The organism is Aeromonas sp. FL131 (assembly GCF_049860615.1).
Taxonomy (GTDB): Bacteria; Pseudomonadota; Gammaproteobacteria; order Enterobacterales; family Aeromonadaceae; genus Aeromonas; species Aeromonas hydrophila.
The window spans coordinates 5,185,612-5,204,656 of sequence record NZ_CP187595.1 but is presented as its reverse complement, the minus strand read 5'-3'; the positions used below and the strand labels follow the sequence as shown (position 1 = coordinate 5,204,656).

The window sequence follows — 19,045 nt, the reverse complement described above, 5'->3', positions numbered from 1 at the left end:
AGACCCCTATGGCTTGGATGGAAAAATTGATGATGCAGGTAGCATTGGTTGACCAGGTCACCAAGCCCCTTGCCGGCATCAATGCCCAGATGGACAAGGTCACCAAGTCAGGCCGCCAGGGCTGGAGCAACATGGCGATGGGGGCCACCACCGTGGCCGGAGGCGTCATGGCGATCCAGGGCGCCCTGGGGCCGGCCATCGAAATGGACCGGGCCTTGGCCGAGGTGGCCTCCCTTGATGTGCAAAAGGAGGTGCTCGGCGCGCTCGGTCGCGAGGCCCTGAAACTCTCCATCCAGTATGGTGAGTCAGCCACCGAGATCGTGCGCTCATCCTACGATATTCAATCCGCGATCGCCGGGCTGGAAGGCAACGAACTGCCCGCCTTCACCCGTGCATCCACCACCCTGGCCAAGGCCACCAAGGCCGACACCGCCACCATCACCAACTACATGGGCACCATGTACGGCATTTTCGAGCAGCAGGCCAAGCAAATGGGCAAGGCCAACTGGGTCGAGGATGTGGCCGGCAAGACAGCGCTGGCGGTGCAGTTGTTCAAGACTACCGGTCAGGGCATGGCTGATGCCTTTGGGGCGATCGGTGCCAACGCAACCGCCGCCGGGATCTCGATGGATGAGCAGTTCGCCGTGCTCGGCCAGCTGCAGGCCACCATGAGCGGTGGCGAGGCGGGGACCAAATTCAAGGCCTTCCTGGCCGGGGTCGGGGGTGCCCAGAAGGCGCTCGGGCTCAAGTTCACCGACGCCGCGGGCAACATGCTGCCGGTGCTCACTATCATGGACAAGCTCAAGGCCAAGTATGGCGAGACCATGAGCGTGGCCGAGGGGGACGAGCTCAAGAAGGCCTTCGGCTCGGACGAGGCAGTGGCCATGATCAAGCTGTTGATGACCAACACCAAGGGGCTGGCCACCAATATCAACGCCTTGGCCAACACCCACGGCATGGGCAAGGCCGAGCAGATGGCCGCCGCCATGACTGACCAGTGGGAACGGGTGACGCAAGCCTGGTTTGCCATCCGGGCCGCCGCCTTCGGAGTCGTGCTGCCGGCTATCAACGCCGTGGTGGGCGTCTTTGCCGATGGCGCCACCACCGTGCTGCGCTGGACGCACCTATTCCCGAACCTCACCAAGGTGGTGAGCTATGCCCTGCTCGCCATCGTTGGCCTGAGCATGGTGACCGGTACCTGGATGCTGGTTGCTGGCGTGGCCAAGCTGGCAACCCTGGGGCTCGGCATCGCCTGGAGCGTCATCATGGCGCCGCTCAACCTGCTCAAGGCGGGGCTGGTTGCCTTTCGCGCCGTCCTGCTGGCCGTCAACATCGCCATGTATGCCAACCCCATCGGCCTCATCATCGCGGGTATCGTGCTGCTGATCGGTGCTGTCGCGGCGGTCATCTACTACTGGGACGACCTCAAGCAAACCCTGGCTGACTGGGGCGTGTTCGATGCCGTCCAGGCGATGATCGACGGGGCCGCCGCCGGCTGGGCCAGCTTCATGCAACTGCTCGCCGACCTCAGTCCGTTCCAGTTGCTGGGCAAAGCCGTGGACTGGTTGATCGACAAACTCAACATGATCCCGGGCGTCAACATCGAGCTCGGCAGCATGCCGGACCTCACCATGCCGACCCTGGCGCCGCTGACCATGCCGGTCATGCCAGGCGTGATGAACATGCCGACCCAGGAACAGCAGCGGGAAACGGTCAACGCCCCCCTCGCCCGCTATCGCCAGCAGGACCAGAGCAAGGTGCCATCCGGTGGCCTTGGCCAGCAGCTGATCCAGGCCAACGCGGCGGCGACCACGGCCAACCAGAAGCCCGCGAAGTCCCTGCACATCGGCGAAGTACATATCACCAACCAGAACCCGATGACACCGGAGCAGCTGGCCGAAAACGCCTGGCTGGAGACCCCGTAATGAGCGAACCCATTACCCATGAACCCAAGTACATCGATCTCCTGGTGGTGAACGGCGCCTGGCAACTCGATGCCGGCGGCCAGCCACGTTACACCCAGGACCGCCACAGCATCGGTCAGGACATCAAGCACCGCATCATGGAGTCGGGGTTGGCCCGCAAGCTCATCGGCGAGCGCAGCCCTACCCTGCGCGCCGATGTGATGACCGAGATTGAACTGCTGGTAGAAGACGACGAGCGGCTGGTACCAGGCACCATCGTGATCCGTGAAGAGGCCCCCGATCGGGTGCTGGTCACCGCTCGCACCTATGAATTCGGCAATCTGGAGGTAACCCTGTGAACCTGCGCCCCAACGTGAACTTTATGGCCCTGCTGGCCGAGGCCGGTGTGCCGACCACCGAGCAGGCCATGGAGGCTGAACTCAAAAAGGAGGTGGTAGCCGCCGGCTCCCTCATCACCAATGACTCTGATGTGAGCCCCTTCTGGCGGCTGGTGCGCGGGGTGGTCATCACCCCGGCGCTCTGGCTTATCCGCACGCTCTTGGCCGGCCATGTGCTGCCCAACACCTTTGCGGCCACCGCCACCGATGCCTATCTCGATCTCAAGGCCTGGGATGTGGACCTGACCCGCAAGGCCGCCCAGAAGACCCGAGGAGTGATCAATTTCGTCAAAGCCAATCCGAGCGAGGCAGTCACCATCCCGGCCGAGATCTGGGTCACCACCGAGCGCATCAACGGCACCATCTACCGGGTGAAGCCCCTGCAGGCGGTGGTCAGTCCCGCCGGCGAGGCGGTGGCCAAGGTGGTCTGCGAGGCCGAGTTCGCCGGCAGCGCCTGGAATCTGGCCCCGGGGTATTACAACCTGCTGAGCGAACCGGTGACCGGCATCCTCTCGGCCCGCAACGATGACAAGGAGTGGATCACCACCCAGGGCGCCGATGCCGAGGGCAACGACGCGCTCGGCCTGCGTATCCAAAACCAGTTTTCGGCGGTGGGGCGCTACCACATCGACGCCATTTACCGCTCCATGCTAGCCAGCGTGGCGGGGATCCGCGCCGATCACATCTTCTTTGAGCATGAGGGGCCACGCGGCCCGGGTACCGCCAACGCTTACATCCTGCTGGAAGTGGGCGCCACCCCGGCCAGCCTCATCAATCAGCTTAATGACTACGTGGGCCGCCAGGGCAACCATGGCCACGGCGATGACCTGTTCGTGATGGCCATGCCAGAGACCCAGCACAGCCTGACGCTGGCGATCTGGCCCCAGCCCAACCTCACCGACGAGCAGAAAGCCGCGCTCAAGGCGGGCGCCGAAAGCCTGGTCAAGGCGGCGTTTCGCCAGTCGGCGGATTTTCCAAGCGTCACCCGCACCTGGCCGCGCTCGCGCTTCTCGCTCTCCCAGCTGGCCCGCGAGCTGCACAGCCAGTTCCCGCAACTGCAGAGCCTCAAGTTTGCGCAAGATGACATCGTGTCGGGGCTGGCCATCCCACGCCTGAGCGCGCTGGAGGTGACCCTGCATGACTGACCCGACCCCGCTTGAACACGACCTGCAGGCACCGGTGCTGCCTGATGCCAGCGCCCCCTGGTGGGAAGACGGCTACACCATCAGCCCGGCCCACGCCGAGCCCGGGTTTCTGGCCAAGGGGATCAATGCCTTCTGGCAACGGGGCAAGGGCTGGCTGTTGCTGCCGCTGGCCCAGCAAGACCCGCTGACCTGCTCGGAATCCCTGCTGGCGTTGCTGGCATGGGAGCGGGACATCAGCCGTTTCAACGGCGAGCCGCTCGAGCTTTTCCGCAAGCGGGTCAAGTTCGCCTTTGTGAACGCCCGGGACGCCGGCGAGGTGGCCGGCTTTAAGCGCATCTTCGAGCGCCTGGGCATCGGCTGGTGTGACATTCACGAGCGCCAGGCCGGCGCCCCCTGGGATGTCATCACCATCGAGGTGACCGACGGCGCCATCGCGGCCAACCAGAAACTGATGGAAACCCTCATTCAACACTATGGCCGCACCTGCCGCCGCTATCGCTTTCAGGTGGTGTACCCGGTCACCGGCACCCTGCGGTTCGGTCGTATCGACATGAGCCAGCAGGTGTTTGGCGCGACACTTAAGAGGAACGCATGAGCCAGATCATTACCAACGCTTTCTCCCGCTACTGGCAGGAGTGCCTGACCAACCAGACGCCGGTGGTGCTCGATGAGTTCGTGCTGGCCAACGTACCGGGGCTCGATCCCGATGCGGCTATCAACCCGGACAGCGGCCTGCCGCCGGCGGGCCAGATTGTGCACCGCCACGCAGTGGACCAGCGCGGGCGCATCAACAACGACGCGGTGGCTTACACCATCGTGATGGACACCACCGTCGGCGATTTCAGCTTCAACGCCATGTACCTCATCAACAAGGCCAGCGGCGTGGTGGGGATGATTGTGCACAAGGGGCTGGAAACCAAACTCAAGACCAACGAGGCCACCGGCCAGACCGGCAACAGCCTGGTGAAATCCATGCTGATGGAGTACGACCGCGCGGCAGAGGCCACCGCCACCCACGTGGACGCCAGCACCTGGCAAATCGACTATGCCGCCCGCCTGCGCGGGATGGACGACGACCTGCGCCTGCAGGCGCTGCAGTTCTTCGGGCCGGCCACCTTCTACGGTGACGGTTTCAAGCTGGTCAACGAGTCCGGGGTCTACAAGGTGCAGCCCGGGGTGGCCTACGTGGGCGGCCTGCGGGCGGAACTGAACGAGGTCAAGAAGGTGACCCCGGGCGCCAAACCGGTGGGGCTCTGGCTCGACATCTACCGGGCTGGCTCCCTGCTCGATGCCTGGGTGAATCACTTCACCCTGACCTTAAGCGTGCCGGAGCTCACCGACTACCTGGACAGCAACGGCCATCAGCACCATGTGGCCAAGGTGGCCATCGTCAATGCGGACGGCAACGTCACCGACGTGCGCCGCAAACGCACCATCGAGCTGACCGGAGACGTGGCCGGCAAGGGCATCCTCGAAGACGCCCAGGGCGTCACCATCGCGGTGGAGATCAAAGATGGCAGCCACCGCCACCAGTGGGGGGAGCTTGACCAGGTACCGGCCACCGCCAGCCGCTGGCCTACCTATAACGAGGTGACGGACAAACCCACCCTGGAGCAGATGGGAGGATACCCGAAGACCGGCGGCCCCCTGGACGGTGGCGTCGACGCGAAAGATGCTATCTACGCCAGAGCGGGGTTGATAGCGCGCTCGCGTGCTGGCGGTAATGGCGGCTCCTGGCTGGGCATAGAGGCCCCCGAGGATGCCGATCCGTATATCAGCGCCAAGGTGAACGCCGAGAATGCCCCATCCAAGGTGATCGCCATCGGCCGCCATGAGATCACCGCCCTCAAGCGCCTAGCTGCTGATTCTGTGCGAGTGGGGGCAAATGGCGGCCTGAAATTCAGCCCATATGAAGATTTCCGGGGCCGCACTTGGGGTGCTGGCATGGATCCAGCGAATGGGATGTGGGGCCTCCACCGCTATCAGGATGGGACTTGGGTGGGGCAAGATTTCGGGGTGAGCTCTGACGGCGTCGTCAAGATGAATAGCTTGGTGGTGGATGGCGGCAGTGAGAGTAAATACCACCAAGTGCGGAGCAGCACGAACCCGTCTCTTGAGCTGCACGAGCCCGGCAAACATGCGGTGATGATGTATAAACCCATGGGCACCGCAAACGTCCGTTTCTGCCAGAGTAATGGAGCTGGCGGTGAGGCTCAGGGTTACGCTGAGATTGGGGCGCTCGGCGTCAAGTCGCTGACCAAGTTTAAGGCGGAGCTGAACAATAACCGGACATGGCCCGCCAAGGGACATCTCTCGTATAACGCCCCCGGCATTGCCACGTATTCCGGCGCGCTGTTTGGTTTGCTGGGTCAGTCGTTCAACATGGCCGGGGCCTATGACATCGAGATGTTCTATGGCTACCAGACGCTTGGTAATGCTTCTGATTGTGGTCACACCTTCGCGGCTACTGATGGCGGTAGCTACACCCAAGTGTGGACCCTGCGCAACGGCGGCCAGCTGGAGTCACCGGGCGGATGGCGGATCGCCTCCAATGGTGATCTGTTCAGCCCACGTCTTAGCGGCAAGAATGTGGTTGATTGGGCCATGGACAGCTTTGCCGTTAAGCAGGCCGCCAGCGGTAACGCTGATGTGGTGGCCGGCACATACCAAGCTATTGGCGCTTACGTGTTTGCCGCACTGATCCATACCGCCGGAAAAACTAGCCACGGCCAGCGAGTGTCAAGCGCAAATCTACGACCTTGCTCCGCTTATCAGTATGGTTACGCCGGTTACAGCCTGCCGGGCACTTGGCAATGTATGGGCGACATCATGAATGCCAACGACGATGACCGCTATGACGACCGGGCCACCTTGTGGATCCGAGTCGCCTGAGAGAGGAGAACCTGATGGAACGTATTGAAGTGCTTAGCGCCGGGCGCCCTCGCCATTATGCGGCGGATCCCGACAGCATCACCCTGGACGTGCGCTTTGCCCACCTGCCTGAGCCGGTCCAGTTCACTGCCCGCAAGGATGACCCGATGGAGCACGGCCGCGAGCTCTACAGCCGGGCCGTGTTCGGCGAGTTTGGCGATATCGAGGTGATCCCACTGCCTCAGCCGACCGAGGCCGAGCTGCAAGCCCGCCTGACTGCGCTGCTCAAGCAGGCCGCCAATGCCATGGCGCCGCTAGAAGATGCCGAGGCGCTTGGCCTCATCAGCGAGGCCGAGCGCGAACAGCTTACCGCCTGGCAGCGCTACCGGGTCGCCCTCTACCGCCTGCCACAAGGTGATGGCTGGCCAACCGAGGTCAGCTGGCCGGAGGCGCCGCGATGAGCTGGACGCAGGGGCCGCTGCGCTGGCCCGCCAGTGCCAGCAGCCTGCACTCCCGCGCCCAGGGTGTGCTGGGTCAGCTCCCGGCCACCCAGGACAGCGCCATGGCGCGCCTGCAGGGCCTGGCTGGACGGGCCCAGTACCGGCCCCATCCGCTCAGCGAAGCGGCCACCGCGCTGGCAGGCCTGCGCAACGAGCTCGACCGCCTGCTGGTCACTGGCCGCAGCCTCACCGTCACCCCCTACCAACACGGGGTAGGTCAACAGCAAGGGCAGCAGTTCAGCCTGGCCGCCCCCAATGCGGTGGCCACCCTGGCCGCCAAGCTGCAGGACGGGGCCGATCCTCTGCTGCCCAGCGGGCAACTGCATGCCCTCGCCTGGCTGGTCACCGGCAACAGCGCCGACGTGCTGGCCCGCCAGCTGGCTATCCTCTGCGCCCTGCTGCCGTTGCCGGAGTGGTGCGCCACCCTGCGCCGGCTCACCGCCAATAACGACCACATGAGCCAGCCCACGGCGGCCAAGGTGCCGCGCTGGCGCGCCGATGAGCCACTGAGCTGGGCACCGCTGCGCCCTGCTCGCTTGGCGCTGGGGGCAGAGCTGGCCCAGCTGGAGAGCCTGTCCAGGGACAGCCAGACCCCGATCGCCAAGCTGCAGGGGCTGGCGACACGCCGCACCGCTCGCCTGGCACAACTCGCCGAGGCCTTGGCCAAGCTTGGTACCCTCTCCGGCACCCTCTGGCACTGGCAAGGCCAGGGGGATGCCGCCAGCCTTGCCACCCAGCTCGGGCAGAGCACGCCACCGGACCACAGCCAGAGCATGACGGTCGCGGCCCTGCTGCTCTCCCCTTCCCCGCTCATCTTCTGGCAGGAGTTAACCCCATGAGCCAAGCCATGCTGACCCTCGATGGCGAGCCCATCATCATGAAGTCGATGCGGGTCTCCGCATCGATGCAGTTTCAGGACAAGGACCAGAGCGGCCAGACCAGCTCGACCAGCAGCGCCGAACAGGGCGCCAAAGCCAAGGAGCTCGATGTCTCCGGCCTCATCCCGTTCAAGGATGAGCGCATGCTGAGCCGGCTGTTTGAACTGGCCGATGCCAAGGGCAACGGCGGCAAGCGCCACGTCTACCGGGTCGGGTCGCTCTTGGCCAAGTCGGTGAAGGTGCGCCAGGCCAAGTTTGCCGGCCGCATCACCGCCAGCGAACAGGAGGGGCTGCTGGCCTGGCAGGTGCAGTTCACCTTGAAAGAGTTCAACTCGGTACCGGAGAAGCGCGAACAACGCCTGCCGAAGAACGCCCCCACCGTGGGGCAGAGTACCGCCAACACCAGCGCCGCCAAGCCAGGCGACAAGGGGAGCGGTGAAGAAGAACAGGACCTGAGCAGCTTCGAGCGTTACGTGCTCAAACCGATGGATGACATGCTGGCATGAAACTCTCCACCTCACTGACCATCGCCGGCCAGCCGGTGCACCTCATCGACCACGACCTGGTGCTGGATCTCAATGCTGGCGGCCGCGCCGCGCTAACCATCGAGGGCAGCGCCAACAAGGGGCAGACCTTTACTCTGGACACCGGCTACAGCGGCGATCTGCGCCGCTGGTTCACTGGCTACGTGTACGACGTACAGCCCGCCGCCAATGGCACTAGCAAGCTGTTGTGCCGGGAACTGGCCGGCGCCTTGGGCACTCGCCTACCGATCAGCCAACAGCATGCCACCCTGCACGGTCTGCTGGCTTGGCTGACGGACCAGACCGGGCTGACCTTTCTGCTACCCAAGGGGGCCGACTATACCGACCGGCCGATCCCCAACTTCACCAGCGCCGGTACCGGGTATCAGTTGCTCGATAACGCCGGCCGTGCCTTTCAGGTGCCCGACTTTGTCTGGTACCAGCAACCCAATGGAGCCATCTTTGTGGGCAGCCATGCCGACAGCCGCTGGCATGACAAGGGGGTGACGCTTGATCCCGCCTGGTCAGGTCGCCAGGCAGGTGACACCCTGACCCTGTCGCCAGTGCCATCCATCCGGCCCGGCGCCATCATCAACGGTAAGCGGGTGATGCGGGTCCGCCTCAAGGGGGACGAGATGACCCTGACCACGGCCACCCCGGGCAAGGTCACCAAGTCACCGGAACGACGCAAGATAGAAGGGGAGTTCCCGGAGCTGGCCGACAAGATGCACCTGCCCAAGTTCGGACGAGTCGAGGCCATCAGCGATCAGGCCAGCGCCGGCCAGCTCAATGATCCTTTTCGCCCCCGCTATGCGGTAGACGTACAGCTGCTGAACGAGGATGGCCAACCGGACAAGGCGGCCCCGCTTTATCGGGCGGTACCGCTGCCGGTGCAGTTCGGTGGGCAGGAACAGGGTCTGCTGCAGTTCCCCATCGAGGGGACGCTGGTTGAACTGGGGTTCGCCTTCGGGCGGGCCGACCGGCCATTTATCCGCACCGTACTCGGCAGTGGTTGGCCCCTGCCGGACATCGCCCCGGGGGAGCAGCTGCAGCAGCAACGGGCCGAGGTGTTCAGCCGCACTGACACCGTGGGCAACCTCTCCAGCCACACCGACCGGCGCCTGCATGACCGTGCCCTGCAGATGCACCACCAAAGTGACGACTACCTGGGAGAACATGGCCAGCATCGGCTGCAAGTGGCCCAGCACAGCATCGAGGAGGTCGGCGGGTTCAAGCTCATCGAGGCGCTCGGCGCCGTCGAGCTGCTGGCCGGGGATGATCTCACCCTGGGAAGTCTGGGCAACATGAGCCAGACCACGGCGGGGGATCTGGTCGAGGTGGTGGGACAACTCCGCCGGGCCGTTGCCGGCGAGCTGCAACACCTGGAGGCGCCCCGTTCGTGGATGGGGACAGAGGGCGTGAACATCTTCCAACTGCTGCTACAGCTGATGAACGTGGTGGAACAGCTGGCCGCAGCCACTGCCAGCCACACCCACGGCAGTGGGCCAGCCCCAGGTAACAGCGGAACCATCACGGGACATGGGCAACAGGCCAAGCAGTTGGCCGGCCAGCTATCCCCCATCATCGAGTAAACCATCAAGCGAAGAAGGCCCCACAGTGTGGGGCCTTCTTCTATCTGCCTGACAGCGCCTGAGCATGGCCAGGGAATGGCGCCGCATGAAGAGGCGGCCGTCGGGCAGCGCTGCATCATACGTGAAGCCTGCGCACGCTCACAGCCTCCCAGCGCATGGCGGCGACGCCCACCGCCGCGTCTGCGTCACGGAATCCGCGCTCATCCGCTCCCGCCTGCGCGCCTCATCAATAAAATTTTTTGCAAAAATGGATTACCGCAAAACCATAGGCCCAGACCGCGCCAGATAAAGGATCTTGGACGAGGTGAGGATCTGAAAGGATCGAAAGAAATTGCAGGGTTTTACAGTTCGACGGGGCTTTGGATTGCGAAGGTGAAAACGTAACTCGTTGAATGTATTGGGATGGTCGTACTTTCCGTGAGAATTTGAATGATTGGGAAGGATCCGGTTTGCCGCGAGGGAACGGCTAGAAGGCGTTTTGTTTCAGCCGGTTAGGTCCAATGAGGGCCTGTTTGATAACTGAAATTTTGAAAGGGCGCAGCAGCCTGGGTGCGCTGGCTGGACTGCCCCACGGAAAATAGGTTTTCTGTGAAGTGTGTCCGGTCACGCTTGGTCCTGACCTAGTGGAAGTGGACACGACAACAACCCGATCACCTAAACCTAGGTGGACACGATGTGGACACATCGCCATGTTGATGGCCCAGAAAAACTTAAGGCCACCCGCTTGGGTGGCCTTAAGTCATTGAATTCTAAATGGTGCCCGGGGTCGGACTCGAACCGACACGGTTATTCACCGGCGGATTTTGAATCCGCTGCGTCTACCGATTTCGCCACCCGGGCAACTGCGAGGGATTATACGAATGGCGCTTGGGCATGCAAGGTGTTTTTCTTGCTCTCACAGTTGTTTGCTCATTTATTCAACGCCTTGCCGATGTTGGGTCAGTTACATAGAATGCCCGCATCATATTAATGGAATAAAAACGATGGCCAAGCGTAAATCCGTCCAACCGACACCGACCCCTCCCGCGACTGCGCGCTCCCCTTCTGCCGGCCTGCTGCGCCGGCTCGGCGCCCTGCTCTATGACTATCTGGTGGTCATCTCATTGCTGATCATCGCCGGCTTTATCGGGATGGGAGTTGCACACTTGCTGCTGGCAACCGGCATGGCGACCGTGCCCGAAGGCAAGGACGCCGCCTGGCTGCTGACCAGCCCCATCTACAGCGCCTGGCTCGCCTTCATCATCTGTGGTTTCTACACCTGGTTCTGGACCCGCGCTGGTCAGACCATCGGCATGCGGGCCTGGCGTCTGCGCATCCAGAATGCCGACGGCAGCAACATTCGCATCACCCAGGCCCTGATCCGGCTGGCCACGGCGGCCTTCGGCCTCGGCAACCTGCTCTGCCTGTTCAACCACAAGTCACCCCGCGCGTTTCAGGACATCTGGTCCGAATGTGAAGTGGTGGTGCTCGGCAAGCAAGAGAACCTGGAACAGCTCAATCGCTGATCCTGTGGCAGCAACGAAAAAGGGCACCCCGAGGGTGCCCTTTTTGCTGACCGATACGCTTATTGCTTACGACTCAGGATATAGAAGGAGATACCACCGAACAGCAGTGCAGCAGGAGCGATGGCCGCCTTTTGTCAGCAGCGCCACCGCTCTTCAGGCCGCTACTGCTTGCGGCTCAGGATATAGAAAGAGATACCACCAAACAGCAGGCTCGGTGCGATGGCTGCCAGGATCGGCGGTACCGCATACACCAGGCTGATGGGGCCAAACACCCGATCGCTGACGTAGACGGCAAAGCCGGTCATGATCCCCATCAGCATCCGCGCCCCCATGCTGACCGAGCGCAGCGGGCCGAAGATGAAGGAGGAGGCCAGCAGGATCATGGCCACCACCGAGAGCGGTGACAGCAACTTGCGCCACATCTCCAGCTTGTAGCGCCCGGCATCCTGCTTGTTGGCATCCAGATAGCCGATGTAATCCAGCAGTCCCGCCACCGGCAGGTTTTCAGGATCAATGCTCACCACCCCCAGCTGCTTGGGTGTGAGTTCTGAGCTCCACTCCATCTGGGGCTGGGTCTCGCTCATGATCTGTCTGGGGTCATCGAAGCGGGTCACCTGTACCTGCTTGAGCAGCCAGTGATGCTGCTCGAACACCCCTTCCTGCGCCTGCAGGATATCGATCAGCTTGCGCTCCGGGGTGAAACGGTAAAGGGTGATGCCGGTCAGCGCACCATCGTTGCGCACCCCGTTGATATTGACGAAGTTATTGCCATCGCGGGCCCACACCCCGTAAGCCGACACGGTCAGCCGCCCCTCAGACAGGGCGCCCGCCTTGATGTCGTCCGCCATCCGCTTGGCGATGGGGGCCACGTACTCTCCCATCAGCCCCACCAGGATCATCAGCGGGATGGCAGTCTTGAGCGCCGCCATCACTATGCTGATCTTGGAGCGGCCCGCCGCCTGCATCACCACCAGCTCGGAGCTGGTCGCCAGCTGGCCCAGACCGATGAGGCCGCCCAGCAGGGCCGCCAGCGGGAAGAAGAGCACCGCCTCTTTCGGCATGGAGAGCAGCACATAGTAGAGGGCGCTGAGCATGTCGTAGTTGCCTTCCCCCACCGACTTCAGCTGCTCCACGTACTTGATGAGCGCCGCCAGCCCGACCAGGGTCAGTTCGCACAGCAGGACCGACATGAAAATAACCCGGCCGATATATCTATCGAGAATGCCAAACATCAGCAGAGACCCCCCTGTTGCAGCAGCATGCTGATTTTTTCCTCAAATACAGACGTATGGAACGGGGGCGACATCAAAATGACCCGATCGCCATGTCTATCGAGAATGCCAAACATCAGTAGAGACTCCCAGATGGCAACATCATGCCGATTTTCTCTTGAAATAGAGGGTCTTGACCCCGTTCCACCAGCTGGTGCCCTGCAGGTTGAGCGGCAACCCGATCAGCAGCAGATAGACCAGCGGCACCAGGAACATGCCGGGCCAGTGCGGCAGCCGGCCGCTGTCGATGGCAGAGCGGGCGGCACTGAGCAGCAGGAAGTAGGAGAGGTAGAGCAGGATGGCCGGCAACAGCTTGGCATAGCGGCCCTGACGGGGGTTGACCCGCGCCAGCGGCACCACCAGGAAGGTCAGCACCAGAATGGAGAGCGGCAGCGACAGGCGCCACTGCAATTCGGCCATCAGCTGGTTGTCCTGCGTACCCAGCAGCTCCATGGTCGGCTTGGCCGCCGCCTTGCGGTTGGAGCGCTCCATCTCCTGCTGGCGGATCACCAGGCTGTACTCGTCGAACTCGGAGATCTGGAACTGGCGGGTATTGAAGTGCCCCTCGTAACGGGAGCCATCCTTCAGGGTCAACCACTGCAGACCGTTGCTGTCGACCGTGACCACCCCTTCGGTCGCCACCACCACCGACGGCGGCTTGCCATCCTGGGAGCGCTGCAACACGAAGATTTTCTGCAGTTTGGAGCCCTTGTCGTTGAGATCCTGGATGTAAGCCACCAGGCGGCCCTTGTCGAGCTCCATGAAGCGGCCGGCCTGCAGGAAGGAGATCCCCGGATCGGCCTTGAACTCGTCGATCACCTGGTACTCGCGCTCCTTGGCTTGCGGGGCCACCCAGCCGGTGTTGAAGGCGGCGACGGCCGCCGTCAGCAAGGCCAGCACCATGGCGCTGCACATCACGAAACGGTGGCTGAAGCCCACCGCATGCATCACCGTCATCTCGCTTTCGGCGTAGAGGCGCCCGTGAGCGAACAAGATGGCCAAAAACAGGCTGATGGGCAGCATCAACAGGGCCATGTTGGGCAGGTTGAGCAGCAGCAGGGTGGAGACCAGGCGCGTCGGCACCTCACCATCGGCGGCGTCGCCGATGATCTGGATGAATTGCTGGCTGACGAAGATGAGCAGCAGCACGAATAATACCGCCAGCTGGGTTTTCAGGGTTTCCCTGAACAAATATCGGAAAACGATCACAGTCATTCCCAAGTAAACTTGTGTTTTTAGTCGAATGCCTGAAAAATAGGGCCGTATATTGGATTTTTACCAGTTTGAACTGCGGAGCCAGTGCCTGTTCGCTCCGCCTCTGATACCCCAACAAGCACCGCATTATTCAATAAAAGGTGCCTTTTGTCTTTAGGATGTAGGAGATTCCATGGAGTTCAGTGTAAAGAGTGGCAGTCCTGAGAAGCAACGCAGTGCCTGCGTCGTGGTCGGCGTGTTCGAGCCGCGTCGCCTCTCTCCGGTTGCCGAACAACTGGACAAGATCAGCGATGGCTACATCAGTTCGCTGCTGCGCCGTGGCGACCTGGAAGGGAAACCAGGCCAGATGCTGTTGCTGCATCAAGTACCGGGCGTGCTCAGCGAGCGCGTGCTGCTGGTCGGTTGCGGCAAGGAGCGGGAACTCGACGAACGCCAGTACAAGCAGATCATCAACAAGACCATCACCACCCTCAACGAAACCGGCTCCATGGAAGCGGTCTGCTTCCTGACCGAGCTGCACGTCAAGGGACGGGATACCTATTGGAAGGTGCGCCAGGCGGTAGAAACCACCAAGGCGGGCCTCTACAGCTTCGATCAGTTCAAGACCAACAAGGCCGAGCCGCGCCGTCCGCTGCGCAAGCTGGTATTCAACGTGCCGACGCGTCGGGAACTGACCATTGGTGAAAAAGCCATCGCCCACGGCCTGGCCGTGGCGAAAGGGGTGCGCGTCTGTCGCGACGTGGCCAACATGCCGCCCAATGTCTGCAATCCGGCCTATCTCGCCTCCCAGGCCCGTCGTCTGGCCGATGCCTTCGACAACATCACCACCAAGGTGATCGGCGAGCAGGAGATGGCCGAGCTCGGCATGAACTCCTATCTGGCGGTGGCTCGCGGTTCCGACAACGAAGCCATGATGGCCATCATCGAGTACAAGGGTCATCCGGATGCCAAGCCCATCGTGCTGGTCGGCAAGGGACTGACCTTCGACTCCGGCGGTATTTCCATCAAGCCGGCCGAGGGCATGGACGAGATGAAGTACGACATGGGTGGCGCCGCCTCCGTGCTCGGTACCATGCACGCCCTGGCCCAGCTGCAACTGCCCATCAACGTCATCGGCGTACTGGCGGGTTGTGAGAACATGCCGGGCGGCAACGCCTATCGCCCGGGCGACATCCTCACCTCCATGTCCGGTCAGACCATCGAAGTGCTGAACACCGATGCGGAAGGCCGCCTGGTGCTGTGCGATGCGCTGACCTACGTGGATCGCTTTGATCCGGAAACCGTGATCGACGTGGCCACCCTGACCGGTGCCTGCATTATCGCCCTGGGTCACCACACCACGGGCCTCTTGGCCAACCACAACCCGCTGGCCCACGAGCTGCTCAACGCCTCCGAGCAGGCGGGTGACCGCGCCTGGCGTCTGCCACTGTTCGACGAGTATCAGGAACAGCTGGAGAGTCCGTTTGCCGACATGGCCAACATAGGTGGCCGCCCGGCCGGTACCATCACCGCCGCCGCCTTCCTGTCACGCTTCACCAAGAAGTACAACTGGGCCCACCTGGATATCGCCGGGACCGCCTGGAAGAGTGGCAAGGAGAAAGGCTCCACCGGGCGTCCGGTGCCCCTGCTGACCCAGTTCCTGCTGAACCGGTCAGGGGTGGTCATCGAAGAGAAGGAGTAACCCTTTTATCCCGTTCGATGCGTGCATCAAGCGGGATGGCGTTACCCTGAATCACAAGGAAGAGGCCCGCCTCTTCCTTGTTTCATTGAGGGTTGGCAGGAATATCCCCTGCCCGTCCTTACCGGCGGTCAATAGTCCGTCACCGCAAACGGGATCAACCTGATGAGCCAAGTGACCTTTTACCTGATGAGCGAGCAGGATGACGCGCAGGCTTCGGCCGTCGAACGCCTCGCCTGCCAGCTCGTAGCCGATAGCTGGGGGGCGGGCCATCTCTACCTGCTGTGCGACGACGAAGCGCAGGCCCTGCGCCTCGACGAGCTGCTGTGGCAGTTGCCGCCGGAGCGCTTCGTGCCGCACCAGCTGCAGGGCGAGAGCGGTCAGGCACCGGTGGAGATCGGCCATCAGCCGCCACGGCGGCGCTATGCCCGCCTCATCAATCTGGCCAAACAGACACCTTTGTTTGCAGGACACTTCGCTCAAGTGGTAGATTTTGTCCCCACTGACGAAACGCAAAAGCAGCAAGCCCGCGAGCGCTACAAGCACTATCGCCAGGCAGGCCACACCCTCGAGATGAGGGATCAGCCCGTCCTTGCCGCACCGGATCCGGCGCAGCCCTGACTGTGCCACCCTCGATCCACGACGAATCAACACCAGAATCCATCCATCCAGAATACGGCGAGACCATGGAAAAGACTTTTAATCACAACGCCATCGAACAGGCGCTCTATCAGCACTGGGAAGCCCAGGGTTACTTCAAGCCCCACGGCGACACCAGCAAAGACTCCTTCTGCATCATGATCCCGCCGCCGAACGTCACCGGCAGCCTGCACATGGGTCACGCCTTCCAGCAAACCCTGATGGATACCCTGATCCGCTACAACCGCATGCAGGGCAAGAACACCCTGTGGCAGGCAGGTACCGACCACGCCGGTATCGCCACCCAGATGGTGGTTGAGCGCAAGATCGCCGCAGAAGAGGGCAAGACCCGCCACGATTACGGCCGGGAAGCCTTCATCGACAAGATCTGGCAGTGGAAGGAAGAGTCCGGCGGTACCATCACCCGCCAGATGCGCCGTCTGGGTGACTCCGTGGATTGGGAGCGCGAGCGCTTCACCATGGATGAAGGCCTCTCCGCCGCCGTGCAGGAAGTGTTCGTCCGTCTCTACGAAGATGGCCTGATGTACCGTGGCAAGCGTCTGGTGAACTGGGATCCCAAGCTCAACACCGCCATCTCCGATCTGGAAGTGGAAAACCGCGAGATCAAGGGCCACATGTGGCACCTGCGCTACCCGCTGGCCAACGGCGCCAAGACTGCCGAAGGCCAGGATCACCTGATCGTCGCCACCACCCGTCCGGAAACCATGCTGGGTGATACCGCCGTCGCGGTAAACCCGGAAGACCCGCGCTACAAGGCGCTGATCGGTCAGCACATTCTGCTGCCGCTGGTGAATCGTCTGATCCCCATCGTCGCCGACGAGCACGCCGACATGGAGAAGGGCACCGGTTGCGTGAAGATCACCCCGGCCCACGACTTCAACGACAACGAAGTGGGCAAACGCCACAACCTGCCGATGATCAACATCTTCACCCTGGATGCCCACGTGCGTGCCGAGGCCGAAGTGGTCGACAGCAACGGCAACCCCAGCACCGCCTATGACGCCGCCCTGCCGACCGAGTTCGCCGGGATGGAGCGTTTCGCCGCCCGCAAGGCCATCGTCACCAAGCTGGACGAGCTGGGCCTCTTGGCCGAGATCAAGGATCACGTGCTGCAGCAGCCTTACGGCGATCGCGGTGGCGTGCCCATCGAGCCGATGCTGACCGACCAATGGTACGTGCGCGTGGCGCCGATGGCCAAGACCGCCATCGAGGCGGTGGAAGATGGCCGCATCCAGTTCGTGCCGAAACAGTACGAAAACATGTATTTCTCCTGGATGCGGGACATTCAGGACTGGTGCGTCTCCCGTCAGCTGTGGTGGGGTCACCGCATCCCGGCCTGGTATGACGATGCCGGCAACGTCTACGTGGGCCGCAACGAAGATGAAGTGCGCGCCAAGCACAGCATCCCGTCCGTGACCGTGCTGCGTCAGGACGAAGACGTGCTCGACACCTGGTTCAGCTCCGCCCTGTGGACCTTCTCCACCCTGGGCTGGCCGAACAACACCGAGGCGCTCAAGACCTTCCACCCGACCGACGTGCTGATGAGCGGCTTCGACATCATCTTCTTCTGGATTGCCCGGATGATCATGATGACCATGCACTTCATCAAGGACGAAAACGGCCAGCCGCAAGTCCCGTTCAAGACCGTCTACATCACTGGCCTGATCCGTGACGAAGAAGGCCAGAAGATGTCCAAGTCCAAGGGCAACGTGCTGGATCCGCTCGACATGATCGATGGCATCTCGCTGGAAGACCTGCTGGAGAAGCGCACCGGCAACATGATGCAGCCGCAGATGGCCGAGAAGATCGGCAAGCGTACCGCCAAGCAGTTCCCGGAAGGGATCGAGGCCCACGGTACCGACGCCCTGCGCTTCACTCTGGCGGCGCTGGCCTCTACCGGGCGTGACATCAACTGGGACATGAAGCGCCTGGATGGCTACAACAACTTCTGCAACAAGCTGTGGAACGCCTCCCGCTATGTGCTGATGAACACCGAAGATCAGGATTGCGGCTTTGCCGGTGGCGAGATGCAGTTCAGCCTGGCGGATCGCTGGATCCAGTCCCAGCTGCAAGTGGCCATCCGTGACTTCCGTACCGCCCTCGATACCTACCGCTTCGACATCGCGGCTGGCGTGCTGTACGAATTTATCTGGAACCAGTTCTGTGACTGGTATCTGGAGCTGACCAAGCCGGTACTGACCAAGGGCTCCGAGGCCGAGCAGCGCGCTGCCCGCCACACCCTCGTCAGCGTCCTCGAGACCCTGCTGCGCCTGGCCCACCCGATCATCCCGTTCATCACCGAGACCATCTGGAAATCGGTCGCCCCGCTGGCCGGCGTGCACGCCGACACCATCATGATTCAGGCCTTCCCGGAGTTCGACGCCGCCAAGGTGGACGAAGCCGCGATGGCGGATCAGGAGTGGGTGAAGGAGTTCATCGTCAGCATCCGCAACATCCGCGCCGAGATGAACGTGGCGCCGAGCGTGCCCCTCAACGTGCTGCTCCAGTGCGATGCCAAGGATGCCCAGCGCGCAGCCGACAACGAGGCCTTCCTCAAGTCGCTGGCCCGCCTGGAGTCCATCCGCGTACTGGCGGCCGGTGAAACCGCCCCGCTGTCGGTCAAAAAATTGATCAGTGCCACCGAGCTGATGATCCCGATGGCCGGTCTCATCGACAAGGATGCCGAGCTGGCCCGTCTGGCCAAAGAGGTTGCCCGTCTGGTGGGCGAGTGCGGCCGCATCGAAGGCAAGCTTGGCAACGAAGCCTTCGTCGCCAAGGCGCCGGAAGCGGTCATCATCAAGGAGCGCGAGAAGCTGGAAGATTACCGTCTCCAGCTGACCAAGCTGGAAGCCCAGCAGGCCGAGATCGCCGCGCTGTAAGCCGGATTTGACTTGGTAGAAGCCC

The 19,045-nt window shown here is 62.5% G+C and carries 15 protein-coding genes and 1 tRNA gene; 13 read left to right on the top strand and 3 right to left on the bottom strand.

Annotated features, from left to right (window positions below):
* Positions 1–8: 8 nt before the first annotated feature.
* Genes ACPW75_RS24290 through ACPW75_RS24250 form a run of 9 tightly spaced genes read left to right on the top strand, consistent with a single transcriptional unit; the run spans position 9 to position 9,812 of the window.
* Complete coding sequence (locus ACPW75_RS24290) at positions 9–1,925, top strand: phage tail tape measure protein (RefSeq protein WP_425904383.1); 1,917 nt, start codon at positions 9–11, stop codon at positions 1,923–1,925.
* A complete protein-coding gene (locus ACPW75_RS24285; protein WP_425904382.1) occupies positions 1,925–2,263 on the top strand; it encodes a DUF2590 family protein in 339 nt (112 codons plus the stop codon). Before ACPW75_RS24290 ends, ACPW75_RS24285 begins: the two co-directional genes overlap by 1 nt.
* A complete protein-coding gene (locus ACPW75_RS24280; RefSeq protein WP_425904381.1) occupies positions 2,260–3,447 on the top strand; it encodes a baseplate J/gp47 family protein in 1,188 nt (395 codons plus the stop codon). The genes ACPW75_RS24285 and ACPW75_RS24280 overlap by 4 nt, the downstream gene beginning before the upstream one ends.
* Positions 3,440–4,042: a phage tail protein gene (locus ACPW75_RS24275; RefSeq protein WP_425904380.1), complete on the top strand. Its 603-nt coding sequence runs from the start codon at positions 3,440–3,442 to the stop codon at positions 4,040–4,042. The genes ACPW75_RS24280 and ACPW75_RS24275 overlap by 8 nt, the downstream gene beginning before the upstream one ends.
* Positions 4,039–6,339 carry a phage tail protein gene (locus ACPW75_RS24270; RefSeq protein ID WP_425904379.1) on the top strand — a complete coding sequence of 767 codons (2,301 nt, stop codon included), beginning with the start codon at positions 4,039–4,041 and terminating at the stop codon, positions 6,337–6,339. The genes ACPW75_RS24275 and ACPW75_RS24270 overlap by 4 nt, the downstream gene beginning before the upstream one ends.
* 14 nt (positions 6,340–6,353) lie before the next feature.
* Complete coding sequence (locus ACPW75_RS24265) at positions 6,354–6,779, top strand: tail fiber assembly protein (protein ID WP_273763356.1); 426 nt, start codon at positions 6,354–6,356, stop codon at positions 6,777–6,779.
* Positions 6,776–7,657, top strand: a complete 882-nt coding sequence (locus ACPW75_RS24260) for a hypothetical protein (protein WP_425904378.1) — start codon at positions 6,776–6,778, stop codon at positions 7,655–7,657. Before ACPW75_RS24265 ends, ACPW75_RS24260 begins: the two co-directional genes overlap by 4 nt.
* A complete protein-coding gene (locus ACPW75_RS24255) occupies positions 7,654–8,202 on the top strand; it encodes a hypothetical protein (protein ID WP_187590604.1) in 549 nt (182 codons plus the stop codon). Before ACPW75_RS24260 ends, ACPW75_RS24255 begins: the two co-directional genes overlap by 4 nt.
* Complete coding sequence (locus ACPW75_RS24250; RefSeq protein ID WP_425904377.1) at positions 8,199–9,812, top strand: hypothetical protein; 1,614 nt, start codon at positions 8,199–8,201, stop codon at positions 9,810–9,812. Before ACPW75_RS24255 ends, ACPW75_RS24250 begins: the two co-directional genes overlap by 4 nt.
* 754 nt (positions 9,813–10,566) lie before the next feature.
* On the opposite strand, the gene ACPW75_RS24245 is transcribed toward ACPW75_RS24250, so the two are convergent.
* Positions 10,567–10,652, bottom strand: a tRNA-Leu gene (locus ACPW75_RS24245).
* Between the two features lie 143 nt (positions 10,653–10,795).
* Here ACPW75_RS24245 and ACPW75_RS24240 point away from each other — a divergent pair.
* Positions 10,796–11,317 (top strand): RDD family protein, encoded by a 522-nt coding sequence (locus ACPW75_RS24240; protein WP_179101287.1) that lies wholly within the window; start codon positions 10,796–10,798, stop codon positions 11,315–11,317.
* A gap of 161 nt (positions 11,318–11,478) precedes the next feature.
* On the opposite strand, the gene lptG is transcribed toward ACPW75_RS24240, so the two are convergent.
* Together lptG and lptF are read right to left on the bottom strand one after the other, a co-directional pair.
* Positions 11,479–12,549: an LPS export ABC transporter permease LptG gene (gene lptG / locus ACPW75_RS24235; RefSeq protein WP_011707420.1), complete on the bottom strand. Its 1,071-nt coding sequence runs from the start codon at positions 12,547–12,549 to the stop codon at positions 11,479–11,481.
* A gap of 141 nt (positions 12,550–12,690) precedes the next feature.
* Positions 12,691–13,803 carry an LPS export ABC transporter permease LptF gene (lptF, locus tag ACPW75_RS24230; protein ID WP_179101288.1) on the bottom strand — a complete coding sequence of 371 codons (1,113 nt, stop codon included), beginning with the start codon at positions 13,801–13,803 and terminating at the stop codon, positions 12,691–12,693.
* Between the two features lie 172 nt (positions 13,804–13,975).
* Here lptF and pepA point away from each other — a divergent pair, with 172 nt between their 5' ends.
* From pepA to ACPW75_RS24215, 3 genes are all read left to right on the top strand, one after another.
* Positions 13,976–15,484, top strand: coding sequence for a leucyl aminopeptidase (gene pepA / locus ACPW75_RS24225; protein WP_011707422.1), 1,509 nt, complete (start codon positions 13,976–13,978; stop codon positions 15,482–15,484).
* Between the two features lie 162 nt (positions 15,485–15,646).
* Positions 15,647–16,102 carry a DNA polymerase III subunit chi gene (locus tag ACPW75_RS24220; protein ID WP_042064706.1) on the top strand — a complete coding sequence of 152 codons (456 nt, stop codon included), beginning with the start codon at positions 15,647–15,649 and terminating at the stop codon, positions 16,100–16,102.
* Positions 16,103–16,167: 65 nt separating this feature from the next.
* Positions 16,168–19,020: a valine--tRNA ligase gene (locus tag ACPW75_RS24215; protein WP_179101289.1), complete on the top strand. Its 2,853-nt coding sequence runs from the start codon at positions 16,168–16,170 to the stop codon at positions 19,018–19,020.
* Positions 19,021–19,045: the final 25 nt, after the last annotated feature.

Coding starts and splice junctions, on each gene's coding strand:
- ACPW75_RS24290 (WP_425904383.1), top strand. CDS start 9: ATGGCTTGGATGGAAAAATTGATGATGCAGGTAGCATTGGTTGACCAG.
- ACPW75_RS24285 (WP_425904382.1), top strand. CDS start 1,925: ATGAGCGAACCCATTACCCATGAACCCAAGTACATCGATCTCCTGGTG.
- ACPW75_RS24275 (WP_425904380.1), top strand. CDS start 3,440: ATGACTGACCCGACCCCGCTTGAACACGACCTGCAGGCACCGGTGCTG.
- ACPW75_RS24270 (WP_425904379.1), top strand. CDS start 4,039: ATGAGCCAGATCATTACCAACGCTTTCTCCCGCTACTGGCAGGAGTGC.
- ACPW75_RS24265 (WP_273763356.1), top strand. CDS start 6,354: ATGGAACGTATTGAAGTGCTTAGCGCCGGGCGCCCTCGCCATTATGCG.
- ACPW75_RS24260 (WP_425904378.1), top strand. CDS start 6,776: ATGAGCTGGACGCAGGGGCCGCTGCGCTGGCCCGCCAGTGCCAGCAGC.
- ACPW75_RS24255 (WP_187590604.1), top strand. CDS start 7,654: ATGAGCCAAGCCATGCTGACCCTCGATGGCGAGCCCATCATCATGAAG.
- ACPW75_RS24250 (WP_425904377.1), top strand. CDS start 8,199: ATGAAACTCTCCACCTCACTGACCATCGCCGGCCAGCCGGTGCACCTC.
- ACPW75_RS24240 (WP_179101287.1), top strand. CDS start 10,796: ATGGCCAAGCGTAAATCCGTCCAACCGACACCGACCCCTCCCGCGACT.
- lptG (WP_011707420.1), bottom strand. CDS start 12,549: ATGTTTGGCATTCTCGATAGATATATCGGCCGGGTTATTTTCATGTCG.
- lptF (WP_179101288.1), bottom strand. CDS start 13,803: ATGACTGTGATCGTTTTCCGATATTTGTTCAGGGAAACCCTGAAAACC.
- pepA (WP_011707422.1), top strand. CDS start 13,976: ATGGAGTTCAGTGTAAAGAGTGGCAGTCCTGAGAAGCAACGCAGTGCC.
- ACPW75_RS24220 (WP_042064706.1), top strand. CDS start 15,647: ATGAGCCAAGTGACCTTTTACCTGATGAGCGAGCAGGATGACGCGCAG.
- ACPW75_RS24215 (WP_179101289.1), top strand. CDS start 16,168: ATGGAAAAGACTTTTAATCACAACGCCATCGAACAGGCGCTCTATCAG.